Raw genomic sequence first — 12899 nt, forward strand, 5'->3', positions numbered from 1 at the left:
ACATTGCGATGTAAATCTTAAGCATATCTTAAATTCAAATCAATAAAGCAAGTATGTTTACAAGTTATACCGTTTTTAAACTTAATTTAGATAAGATTTAAACCAACAATACCTTTATTTTATACATTTCCTTGCATAATCTAAGAAAACATCGATTATGAAAGTTTATATTGGTTTATATTTATGTTGTCAATTATATATAAATTTACTGAAAAAAAAATTAAACAAACAACTATTAAAAATAAAAATTGTTAAATTACAATACAATATTTTAATAAAAAAATGATTAATTTGTATTCAATTATTTTAAAATAACGAACAATTAAAATAGAGTTTTTAAAATTTGTTTAAATATACTCAAACAATGCTTTAATCTAATAAAAGATGTAAAAAATATATTATATCAAATAGAAAAAATAGAGGGAAAAAATATTAATTAACTTCAATGCAGTCATTGGGACAAATCGCCATACAAACCTTACAGCTCTTGCATACCTGAGGGTCACGAACAGTAGACACATCCTCAATTATTATCAAAACATTGTTGGGACATGCTATTGAGCATTTTTCACATCCGTCACACTCATCAGCGTTAATGTCAATGTGACAATCTTCAATTTCTTCTGTTTTATTTTCCTTATTTCTTTTAAAAAATGATCCTAAACCCATTTTAACCACACTATTCCTCTGACTCATTATTGATTTTGTCTTCTAATACATTAATTTTTTCTTCATATTCCGCAAGAGACTTTTTAAGATTTGCCAGTTCCTCTTTCGGATCAACCGGAGTATCATCAACCTTACGTCTGGTTTCAGCAATAACTAATTTAAACAGGATTATGCCAATAACTGCTACAAAAGTCATAGGAGCATATATTTCCAATACAATCGGAATTGCAACACGATTAGGAAGAGCTATTATAATAGCTAACATTTCAAAGCCTATGAATAAAAACATGAGAATGGCAGATTGTGTTGTTCTCAAAAATCTCTTGCCGTTCCAGATATATATTGCGCTTGCAACAAATCCGCAAATCATAGTTGACACGGCACACGGCAAGGCAGTAGGCCCTCCCATAAAAAATCGGAGTACAGTCGCCACAACCGCCGTTGGAATTCCGATAACCGGTCCTCCAAACATTCCTGCAATCATAACAGTCATTGTCCTCACATTAGCTGAAGAATGACCTAAATTCTTAGTCAATAATGTTGATAATATCCCCACTACTAAAAAGACAATCAGACAGACAATAACATCATTTCGTGTATAATCTCGCCTAATCATCGCTTTAACACTTTTTAAACGGGTTGAAAAAATCATTATTATCAAAACAATTGCTAAAACATTGAACATTTCTATAAAAGGCTCCAATACAAAATTGTCATTAACAACACCATTAAAATATGATACGATAAGACCGACCAAACCCATTATTAAAAGATATCCGATTTCATATAACGAGCTGTCACCCATTGCCCTCAATCTAGGAAGTCTTGAAGAGATAAATCCGAAAATAATAAAAACAGAGGCAATTGTGAAATAGTTTCCAAGATAATTAATATTAAATCTTAAAACTTTTTCAAAAGTAAAATCTAATAAAAAATACCATAAGGCCAAATTTGAGATGAATAATAATATGTAAATTATTAAAATCTTTTTACTATCAGATATCCTTAAATTTTTCACAAACTCACCTTAGCATATTTTTTAAAAAAACACTATTAATAGTATTATGTAAAAACAAGTATTTAATATGATGCAGATATAATTAAAATTATGAAGATTTTTGTTAATGCAGATTCATTCAACGAAACAGCAATTCAAACAAAAAATGATTTAATTGAAATTTGTTTAAAATATGATATTGAAATTGCTGAAAAAATAGAGGATGCAAACATTGTTTTTTCTATTGGGGGTGATGGAACATTTCTAAAAACCGGCAGCCAATGTGACAAACCCATAATAGGCATCAATACAGGAACATTAGGTTATCTGACTGAAATCAAACCTGAAAATATTGAAAAGGCCGTTAAAAACATTCTGGTGAATAACTATTATATTGAAAAAAGAATGATGCTTGAAGGCAAAGTAATCAAATCCTCAGGAAAGACAATAGAAATACCACCGGCACTCAACGAAATAGCAATATCAAAAAATGCCTTCGGAGTCATCAGATTTGATGTTCTTGTTAATGAAAAACGGATTAACTCATATACTGCAGACGGAATTATAGTATGCACCCCAACAGGTTCAACAGCATACAACCTGTCATGCGGAGGACCTATAGTTGATCCGACCGCTAACATTCTTACATTAACACCAATAGCTCCGCATACAGTCATTAACAGAAGCATTGTACTGTCAGATGATTCAGATGTGGAAATAAAAATTGCAGAGCTTAGAGAAAATACAACCTGCTTTGTATTATATGACGGAAAAGGAATTGAAGTGCACAGCGGAGATATTGTCAAAATTAAAAAATCAGAAAAAATAACTAGAATAATCAAGCTAGAGGACAGAAGCTTTGTTGATATGATTCGTGAAACAATAACCTAATTATTAATTAAAAAAATAAAATCAAGGACGTATCAATCCTTGAGGAATATCACAATCACTGTAATTTTGAGCTATCTTATCCACAGTTCCATCTTTAAACATTTCATCCAATGTTTTTTGAACCTGATTTTTTAACCCATCATTACCCTTTTTGAATGCAACACCATATTTTTCATACTGCAGTGGCTGGTCAATGATATTAAAAGTGCCATTTTGATATTTTTGCGCAAAATGATACTTTGCACATCCGTAATCAACAATTACAGCATCACAAACTCCAGATTCCAAATCCATAAATATTGAATTAAAGTCATTTAATACATTAATCTTAGCAATTGAATCTTTAAGGGTTTGGTTATTATTAATAGCATCTAAAGCAGAGCTTGAAATTTCAGTTTCTACTACTTTTCCTTTCAAATCATCAAGTGAAGTTATATTTGAATCTGACCTTACAATAACCACCTGAGAATTATTGAAGTAAGGCTTGGACCAGGTATAGTTATTTTCCCTTCCATCAATGGTAAATTCACTCCAAATACAGTCAACAGAACCTGAATTGAGGTCAACATCTTTTGTGTCCCATGAAATAATTGGTTGAGCTTTGAATGTCCAATTGTTTCTTTTTGCAACCTCCTTTGCAAGATCCAAATCGAAACCTACGTATTGACCATTATCGTTCTTATATCCAAAAGGAGGAAACTCTCCGCTGAAACCTACAACAAATGTATTATCATCATTTGTAACTTTAGTATTTTCATTTAAAAAATCAAGCATCCCTTCAGCACTAACTGCACCAATCATTAAAGATGCTGCCAATGCCAATGTAAAAAGCAGTATAATATTTCTTTTCATTAAAAAACTCCGTTTATAATAATTAATTCAAAATATTTTAATCTTATAAAAAAAAGTTTGTATTTTAAGTTATTTATATATTTTGACAGTTAATATATGACTGTACTGATATTTGCTTGAAAAAAAGAGAAATTTGAAATAATTATTTAAAAATCATTACATTTATTAAATTTATAAAAATATAAAAAAAGAAATAGATTAGAATTTAATTTCCAATCTAGAATTTCAAACCTAATTCATAAGCTTCTTTTAATTTATTTTTCTGCTCGGTAGCCACAATTCCTGCAGGACCTGCGCTTCCCGCATCAACATAGCCAATTACATCATATCCCATGAATGAAAACGGTGAGAATGTTGTAAGTTCAATATATGTAGAATAGGTTCCTTCAGGCTGATTTTCAGTGAAAATCAATGCAGCTTTTCCGGATAGGCTTTTATCAGGGTTTTGTCCAATTGCATAGAACCTGTCAATAATCAGTTTTCCCTGTGCTGACATCTGCCCATAATAAATAGGTGTTGCAAAGATAACTCCATCTGCTGCTACAAGTGCATCGATGATTTTATTTCCGTCATCATCCCTTATACATTCAGGATTTTCAGCACAGTGCATGCATGCTTTACAAGGTGCTATTTCACATTTTTCAAGGAAGAATTTTTCCACTTCCCCTCCGTTTTCTTCTATTCCTTTAATCATTTCATCCATCAATACATCACAGTTTCCGCCTTTTCTAGGACTTGCTTGAAGTGCTACAATTTTCATTTAATATACTCTCCGAATATTAGTTATGATAATATATTTTAAAAAGATTATATAAATGTTAACATATGAGATTGTCAAAATCAAAAGTCAACACCTATCTTAAGTGTCCGCTGGAATTTAAATTTCAATATATTGATGAAATTGAAGTCGAGCCAAATAAGTACATGGCTCTGGGCAGTGATGTTCATCTTATAGCTGAGAAGTTTACAGACAAATTCGGCGATGAACTGGACAATGTAGACATCAGCAATGAACTTATAAAGATTGCATATGATGAAAATATCGGAAATATTGACGAACACATTGACAATCTGAGTTTGTTTTTTAAAAGGGCATTTGTTGAAAATGACTTTAAACTCCATTCCTTTGAAGATTATCTTTTAGATGAGAAAAACAGGTTTTCAGGTATTTGTGATATTATCCTGGAGGATGAAAACGGTGAACTGATAGTCATTGACTACAAAACCGGCAATTCAAATTCCTTTTCCAAATATCGTTTAGAGTTATGCTACTATAAATTGCTTGTTGAAAATGTAGTTGGAAAACCAGTCAGCCGTGTTGGTGTTTATTTTACAAAAAATGGTCGTTTGAGATTGCTTGACATCTGCGATAATGACAATAAACGTAAATATTTAAGCTATTCTGAAATTAATGATGCTGTTGATACTCTTCATGAGGTCAGATCAAAAATCAATGACAAAAAGTTCCATCCGAACAGACAGTATGTCTGCAGATTCTGCACATATAGAAAAATCTGTGATGAGTACTGCAATAACCTTATGAAATATTGAAATTACCATCAATTATTTTAATAGTTTGAATAATAATTTGATTTTAATTAATCATAAATACTAATATATTAATGATTATGAAATTATTTTAAAAAAGAGATTTAGTAATCTACATCAGATTCAAAAAAATAAAAAGAAGTGAAAAATCACTTACTTAACAGTGATTTTAACACTTTTATTTGCCGCTTTATATTTGGAATTTTCAGAATATTTAATTTTAGCTGTAAATGTTCCTTTTTTAGTTAATTTAGTTAATTTAAATGTTGCCTGACCTTTTTTATTGGTTGTGGCAGCGTAAGTCTTACCATTAACTTTAATAGTAATTTTTTGACTTTTAAATACCTTATTTTTATCTGTTTTTAAGGTGACAACATATTTTTTGGTTTTATCTTTCAGCTTAAATGTCTTTTTAGCAGCAGTTAATTTAGGAATTGCCTTATTTACCACAACATTAATCTTAATGGTTTTTCCTTCAATATTTGATTCACCATCATATGTTATTGTTGCAACATATGTTTTTACTGGCAATGTTGATGGAATGGCAATTACAGCTTTACCGTCAGTCGGCATTATGGCTTCATATTTTTGATTGTTTAAAATAACTGTTACTTTTCTTCCAACCAGAATATTTCCTGCAGAATCCTTCAATGTTACAACAATGTTTTTGCTGGTTCCATAGGTAGTTGTTACTTTTGAAGAAAGTAAAATAACAGTAATCTCTGAAACATGGAATTTAATAGATCCTGAAACGGAATTGAATTCATCATTACCCTTATAAGTTACATCTGCAGTATATTCACCAGGAAGAAGGTCTGTAAGTTTTGCAATTCCGCCAGCAACTTCAACTGAATACATATCACCATTATCCAATACAAAATCAACATCTCCTGTTGCAGCTTTAGGTAAAACAGCCTTTAACACGTCAGCACCATATTCCTTAACAACAGATAAAGCGAGTGTTGGAGTTGATTTTGTAATTATTAATGTTGTATATTTAATTTCACCAGTGACAAGATTTATAACAGCAACTGTGTAGTTACCCTTATCCAGACTAATGTCTGAAACTGCAACACCGAAAGCATTTGTTGTCTGCTTAAATTCTTTTGAACCTATTTTAAATATAACTTCTTTATTTTTAAGCAAATTACCGCTTCCATCCCTGAATTCTGCATTAATATTTGAATATGAAACATCACCGGAAGCACGGTTTATGGCAATTGTTGATTCGATATTGATTTCAGATAAAAATACCCTATCATCATAATTTATGTATACTGTATGAAGTCCAGGATCCAGATTAGCGTCAAATGAAGCTACACCTTTACTGTCAGTTTTTAAGCTATATATTTTACCATCAATGGAAATATTGATTATTTCATTTATGACAGGCTGATTGAAGTTTTTCAAAGTTACTGCGAATTTTTCAGGACCTCCATAATATTTTGATAAAATTGGAGCTGATACAGTATAGTTTGTAGGAGCGTAATCAAATTGGACTGTAGGTGAGAGAATATTGTTGAAATTATAATCTCCGATATAATTTGCATAGACTTCATAGTGTCCTTCATCAAGGAAAGTAAGTGCAAGTATTGCTTTTCCATCCTCAACTGAAATAGTGTATTTTTCTGAACCCATAGTAAATACAACATTTCCGATTGCAGTAGAGTGTGTTAAACTTGCAGTTAATAAAATACCTTCTCCACGTTTGGTTTTTGTAAGTGTAACTGCAGGAGTGGTTTTATAGACTGTTATCTTTGATTGCTTTTTCTCACCATTACATAAATTTACAGTTGTAATTGTGTGAGTTCCAACCGGCAAATCGGCATCCACGCTAGCATATCCGTTACGGTCTGTAGTTGTGAGATATTCTTTTCCATTGATTATGAATTTAACATCCAAGGTTTCAGGCTGCGCACCGCCATACGGATAAATAAAGTTAGCGCCTATTTTTGTATTCAAATATTCGCCGCTGACAGTAATCACGTCGATTGTAGAATAAACAAAGACATGATTTAAAATTGACTGGCCGTTATATTCAAACAGCACAGTGTAATTGCCAACTTCCAAATCCAATTGGAAAATAGCATTTCCGTCTTCATCAGTTACGCCTTTATAAGTTTGATTTGAAACTGTTGCATATACAACCTGACCTTTAACAGGATTGCCTTTTTGATCGGTTATTTTAGCTATAGTGCCTGAACTTCCATAATAACTCCAATAATTTGTTGAACGTAATCTATAAGGATTATTTGTGACTGAAAAATCTCTGCTGTCTGAGGAAACCCTAAGATTTTGATCACCTGAGTAAACAGCAGTTACATTATAATTTCCTACAGCCATATTTCCAAGCTTTAAAGTAGCAACCGCAACTCTGTTATTATCTATAATAACAGGATTAACCTTAACTTTATGAATTTTTCCTAAAACCAGGAAATTAACATAACCTGATGCAGCAACAGGATCTACAGTGGCATTGATAATTACATCAGAACCTAACTGAGTAACTGAAAGTGAACAACTGGAATCTATAGGTAATATTTCAAGTAAAAATTCTTTCTTCTCACCGCTTGCAGGGTTAACGACAGATACAATATATTTATCAGAGTAAAGATTGATTTTGGCAGTAGCCAAACCATTTTTATCTGTGGTGGCATTAACTACAGCAGGCACTGAATTTACTCCGTAAATTCCAACGCTGTATGAAATTTTCCTGTTTGAAAGTGCACTACCGTCAGTATTTAAAAATGAAGCTGAAACATATGAATCCAAAAAGTTCTGAGTGACATCATCAGAATAAATGGTTGTTAAAACTGTAAACTTGGATGAAACAATTTTACCACCATATTGTGCGGATACATCATAAACTCCCACAGGCAAGTTTAAATCAAGAACAACAAGTCCTTCATCATCTGTTTTGACAGTGTAATTTTTACCATCCACTGAAATTTTAACATTGACTCCTTTTAAAACATCCCCGTCATTTGATACTCTGAGAATATATTTTTCAGACCCGCCATAGAATTTAGATACATCATTGGCCTGCATAACAAGATTTGAATGGAGAGTTTTAACGACATTAATATTGAAGTTAACCATATTGGAAACAAATCTGCTGGATTTGAATTGTATTGATACATTATATGTTCCTTCTTTTTCGAAAGTAATGTTTAGACAGGCCTTTCCATTATCAACTGTTGCATAATAATCTTGGTCATTAATTTTGAATGCAACCATACCGTCGATAGGATGCTGAATTCCATCAACGACATAATATTGAGGAAGATTTAAATTGATACTGACTAAATCATCAACACCAACCTTGTCAAACGGATTTGGATCCTGACCGCCAATTTGATCTAAATCAATTGATATTTCATTTAAAGCATTTAAACGGGTGAACGCTTTTATACATGCTACACTAGGTGACTGTGATTCATATAAATCACTCCAGTGAACACCGTCAACGCTATAAAATGAAATGCCCTTATCAAAAGTCATCTTAGTAATTTCATCAGCAGCACATAATGGAATATAAACCACATCATCATTGGTAAATTTAACTACAACTTCAAAGGAATCGCCTTTTTTTAAAGAAACTTCATTTTCCAATGGTATTGTATAATATCCTATTTTTTCAGAAAATCCTTCCTGAGTTGTAACAAGTTTTCCGTTTAAATATACATAAGCAGTGAAATTTGTCGGCTCATCAAAATATGTTGAAAATGCAGATAGAATCTCATTATTTTCTGCTGTGAATTTATTTTTTATGTATACATCTTTGCTTTTTATACTGTGATAACCGCTTTTACCGGCATAATCATACTGATAAATATTGGTATATGGCCTATTATCGTTGAGGATAAATGTATAACCGAAACTGATTGGCTGTTGATAAGACAAGTATCCAAAACCATTGTAACCCCAGTTAGCACCCCAACTGTTCTTAATTATCCATGCTCCGACTGCCTTATTTCCTAAAAAGTCATTGCTTGTAAATTCATCATCCCAACCGACAATAGTAACTGCATGCCCTACGCCTGTTGATAAATCAATACCAACAGAAACTGCACCGTAATCCATTACTGCCTTTTTAATATATTCATTGTCAAGGAAACTTGTTCTTTCGGGTAAAATATAAACATTTTGAACATGGATTAATGAATTATATATTACAGATAATGATGAAAAATCGTCATAAACATCATATATATCATATGTAGGACCAAACCAGCCGGCAAGATAAGCTATGAACATATATAAGTTTCCACCTTTATTTGTTACAACATCGGAATCAAATAAAGAATATTCATACATCAGGTTTTTAACGTTTTCTTCAGAAAAGTCATAATCAATTCCTGTTGCTTTTTTAAGACATGCTTCAAGTGTTGCAATACCTGAAAATGCCCAGCAGTTTCCTCCCTGAATTTGATCTTTTGCAGAAGTAACATAACCGTACTTTCTTGAATCATAAAAGGAAGGTATGAAGTCAGCTGATTCGGGTGTAAAATTGATTAAAGTAACTGCTTCATAATGATCAATATCATAAACATTTCCATATTTTAAAAATACAGCAGAACTATCATAAACATTGCCTTTATCTGCAACACTAACTTTACGTCCATCAATATAGATAATATCTCCATCAGCATCTGCGGAATTTATGAAACGATTATTTGTTAAATCGAATGAATCAGAAAGTCTGTTAAATATGGCTCCGCCGCTGACTGCATAAGATTTGTTGAACTTATTTCCTGCGAGGATAAGACTTCCATACATATTATAGATTGAACCTCCATAATATTGTGCCTGGTTATTTATAAATTCAGAATTTTGAATGGTGGAATCACACTTTAAGTTACAAATTGCTCCTCCAAAATCAGAATAACCGTTTATAAATGAAGAATCAACAACTTTTAATGTACCTGCAATGTTATAAATTGCACCACCTGCATCATCTAAGGAAGAATAATCTCTGAAAACAACATGATTAATATCCAATAGTGTAGAAAAGGAAGCTATTACACCACCAAAACTGCTGGACTGTGATGTGGAAAATTGAGAATCTTTTAAATATATATTACTGCTGTTGGAATATATTGCACCACCATATTTAGCATTGCTAATATCAAATGAAGAATCCTGAATATTCAAACGGGATTTTATACCATATATTACTCCTCCAAAACGATTTGCAGAAGAATTAGTAAAAACACAGTTCTGAATATTGGCAATTGAATTATAGGTTGCTATAACTCCTCCTGATGAAGCAGCATTGTTATTAAAATAACAATGAGTTAAATTTAAAGTAGTTACTTTATTAACCGGAGTATCACAAATAATTACCCCACCACAGGTAGAATCATATACTTTAGAGATATATGAATAAGATAAACTTGGCTGGTAATTAGGATCAATTCTTTCACTATTTTTAAACATGACATTGTCAGCTATTAAATTAGCCTGATTGTTAATGTGAATACCTGTCATTGTCAAATCTTTTAAAATAAAATAAGAATTGTCAGTAACAGTGAAATCAAATTTATTTATTAATTTAGAGTTTAAAATAGTTTTTTCAACACTTTCACCTATAAATGTAGTTTTGTATGTTGAAGAAGAATGAATTAAATTTGCTTCAGTTATATCATAAACACCATCAGCAAAGTAAACAGTATCTCCAAAATTTATCCTGTCTGACTTATAATATTTATAAGGATTTGATTTGGAACCGTCACCATCACTACTGGCAGATGCATCAAAATAAACCACAGATGCAGATAATGAATCAGCAGCCGTCTGGTTTACATCATTACTTACCTGAAGGACTTCTACATCCAAATCATTCTGATTAATTGTTTCATTCATTACTTCATTTGCAAATACACAAGAAAAACTAAATAAAATACATGTGCATATGCAAATAAGCAATATAATTTGTTTATATTTCATTAAAAAACACCCGATATTTTTTTAAATAATTTTTTCTTAATTAATACATTAATTAATATGTAAATCCACCATATATATAATTTTTTTAAAAATTTTTTATATTGAAGCATATTGGCATGGAAAAAAAGAAATTTAAAAACAATTAATGAATATCAAAATGAAAAAAATATTGAAAATATATCAGGAGTCATTTTAGGAAAATATTAAAAAATTTTCAAAAAAGTAATCTGTTAATAATATTTTTTGACTTGAAAAAAAGTACGCGTTATTTAAAATAAAAAAAAAGAGGAGTTTAATATAATAAACTCCTTTAAACGTGTTTAAATTTTATTTTCTTCTTCTAATACTTACACCTAAGAGTGCTAAAACAGCGAGTAATGCTAATATAGGATTACCTGTTTCATATTTGGCTAAACCTTTTTTGACAGGTTTGACATCTTTGTTAGGAGTATCGTTTTTCGGAGTGTCATTATGTCCAGGATTTGGTTGCGGATCTACAATGACAGTAACATAACCTGTTCCGTTAGCGGAATAATATATATTAGTTTCATTGGAATATACTTTTACAGGATATTTTCCAGCCTTGTAGTCTTTTGGAATTGTCCATGGAACTTTACCTTTACCATTAACGATATCAATAATTTTTACAGTACCATCAGGCAATTCTACAGTGACTTTTCCGTTGAATTTAGATCCGTCACGTGGAATTACGTCGATTGGAATTACAACATGGTCACCAGGTCTGCCGGTAACGTTGCCGACTACAATATCAACAGGGATTTTTATAACAGTAATTGTTCCGTTGCCTTCTGAAGGCAAGTATTTATTGTCTCCATCAAATTTGACATTGTCAGGATATTTGTCAGGAGTGTAATCATAAGGAACAAACCAAGTTGTGCTACCAGTTCCGTTAGTGATTTCTACAGTCTTTTTGGTACCGTCAGGGAATGTTATTGTAACGTTTCCATTGAACGGTTTTCCATCATCTGCAGTAACATTAATCGGAATAGTAACATCCATACCTGCGAAAGTAGTTACATTACCAACACTGATATGAGTTGGGATTTTAACAACTTCAATTATACCTGTTCCATTGGATGGTAAATAAGTATCATCACCAGGGAATCTTATAATATCTGGGTATTTATCAGGAGTATAATCATCAGGAACATACCATGTTACATTACCTGTTCCGTTAATAATTGTCACAGTTTGAGTTGAATTATCTGGCATTATAACAGCTACAGTACCATTGAACGGTTCATCATTAATGGTTGTTACATTAATTGGAATAGTAACGTTTTCACCAGGATAAACTGTAACATTATCAATTGTAATTTTTGTAGGAACTGGTAAAACTGTAATAGTAGATGTATTAGTTGCAGGAATATGATTCTCATCAACAATTGTATCCCATTTTACAGTGTAATTACCAATAGGCAATTGACTGACAGGAACAGTTCCATCCGGACCAACAGTACCATTAGTTACCGGATTGCCTTCACTATCGAAGACCTCATAAGTAACACTAGTAGCGTTAGTGCTGTCATAAGGAACAACAATTGGATCACCATAATATACAGTTACATTCTCACCTTCAACAAGAGAAGGAGCAGGAAGAACTGTAATAGTAGAGGTATTAGTTGCAGGAGTATGATTTCCATCAACAATATTAGTCCAATTCACAGTATAATTACCAACAGGCTTCACAGTATAATTACCAACAGGCAATTGACTGACAGGAACAATTCCATCCGGACCAACAGTACCATTAGTTACAAGATTACCATCCTCATCAAAGATCTCATAAACCACACTAGTAGCATTAGTACTTTCATAAGGAACTTCAATAGGCTCACCATAAGTAACAGTCACATCAGTACCATTCACTAAGGAAGGAGCAGGAAGAATCTCAATAGTTGAAACATTATTAGCAGGAGTATGATTACCATCCACAGTATTATTCCAATAGACAGTATAATTACCAACAGCC

8 protein-coding genes are annotated in these 12899 nt (G+C 31.8%); 2 read left to right on the top strand and 6 right to left on the bottom strand.

What is annotated here, in order from left to right; all coding sequences use genetic code 11:
* Positions 1–432: 432 nt before the first annotated feature.
* Both QZU75_RS01900 and QZU75_RS01905 read right to left on the bottom strand, forming a co-directional pair.
* Positions 433–696 carry an ATP-binding protein gene (locus QZU75_RS01900; RefSeq protein WP_296881261.1) on the bottom strand — a complete coding sequence of 88 codons (264 nt, stop codon included), beginning with the start codon at positions 694–696 and terminating at the stop codon, positions 433–435.
* Complete coding sequence (locus QZU75_RS01905; RefSeq protein ID WP_296881262.1) at positions 680–1687, bottom strand: LytS/YhcK type 5TM receptor domain-containing protein; 1008 nt, start codon at positions 1685–1687, stop codon at positions 680–682. Before QZU75_RS01905 ends, QZU75_RS01900 begins: the two co-directional genes overlap by 17 nt.
* Positions 1688–1777: 90 nt before the next feature.
* Between QZU75_RS01905 and QZU75_RS01910 the strand changes: the two genes are divergently transcribed.
* Entirely contained in the window at positions 1778–2557 is a 780-nt protein-coding gene (locus tag QZU75_RS01910; protein WP_296881263.1) for an NAD(+)/NADH kinase, read from the top strand.
* Between the two features lie 21 nt (positions 2558–2578).
* Here QZU75_RS01910 and QZU75_RS01915 read toward each other — a convergent pair whose 3' ends face one another.
* Positions 2579–3409, bottom strand: coding sequence for an amino acid ABC transporter substrate-binding protein (locus QZU75_RS01915; RefSeq protein WP_296881264.1), 831 nt, complete (start codon positions 3407–3409; stop codon positions 2579–2581).
* A 217-nt stretch (positions 3410–3626) separates the two neighbouring features.
* On the bottom strand, positions 3627–4169 hold the full coding sequence (locus tag QZU75_RS01920; protein ID WP_296881265.1) for a flavodoxin family protein: 543 nt from the start codon (positions 4167–4169) through the stop codon (positions 3627–3629).
* A gap of 65 nt (positions 4170–4234) precedes the next feature.
* On the opposite strand from QZU75_RS01920, the gene QZU75_RS01925 reads away from it, so the two are divergent.
* Positions 4235–4960 carry a PD-(D/E)XK nuclease family protein gene (locus QZU75_RS01925; protein WP_296881266.1) on the top strand — a complete coding sequence of 242 codons (726 nt, stop codon included), beginning with the start codon at positions 4235–4237 and terminating at the stop codon, positions 4958–4960.
* A gap of 150 nt (positions 4961–5110) precedes the next feature.
* On the opposite strand, the gene QZU75_RS01930 is transcribed toward QZU75_RS01925, so the two are convergent.
* Both QZU75_RS01930 and QZU75_RS01935 read right to left on the bottom strand, forming a co-directional pair.
* A complete protein-coding gene (locus QZU75_RS01930; protein WP_296881267.1) occupies positions 5111–10822 on the bottom strand; it encodes an Ig-like domain repeat protein in 5712 nt (1903 codons plus the stop codon).
* Positions 10823–11233: 411 nt separating this feature from the next.
* Positions 11234–12899, bottom strand: a 1666-nt coding sequence (locus tag QZU75_RS01935; protein ID WP_296881268.1) for a hypothetical protein, incomplete at its 5' end; no start/stop codon positions are given.

The organism is uncultured Methanobrevibacter sp., assembly GCF_902764455.1.
GTDB lineage: Archaea > Methanobacteriota > Methanobacteria > Methanobacteriales > Methanobacteriaceae > Methanocatella.

Excerpts from the sequence above, each read along its gene's own strand:
- QZU75_RS01900 (WP_296881261.1), bottom strand. The coding sequence starts at position 696 with ATGAGTCAGAGGAATAGTGTGGTTAAAATGGGTTTAGGATCATTTTTT.
- QZU75_RS01910 (WP_296881263.1), top strand. The coding sequence starts at position 1,778 with ATGAAGATTTTTGTTAATGCAGATTCATTCAACGAAACAGCAATTCAA.
- QZU75_RS01915 (WP_296881264.1), bottom strand. The coding sequence starts at position 3,409 with ATGAAAAGAAATATTATACTGCTTTTTACATTGGCATTGGCAGCATCT.
- QZU75_RS01920 (WP_296881265.1), bottom strand. The coding sequence starts at position 4,169 with ATGAAAATTGTAGCACTTCAAGCAAGTCCTAGAAAAGGCGGAAACTGT.
- QZU75_RS01925 (WP_296881266.1), top strand. The coding sequence starts at position 4,235 with ATGAGATTGTCAAAATCAAAAGTCAACACCTATCTTAAGTGTCCGCTG.
- QZU75_RS01930 (WP_296881267.1), bottom strand. The coding sequence starts at position 10,822 with ATGAATGAAACAATTAATCAGAATGATTTGGATGTAGAAGTCCTTCAG.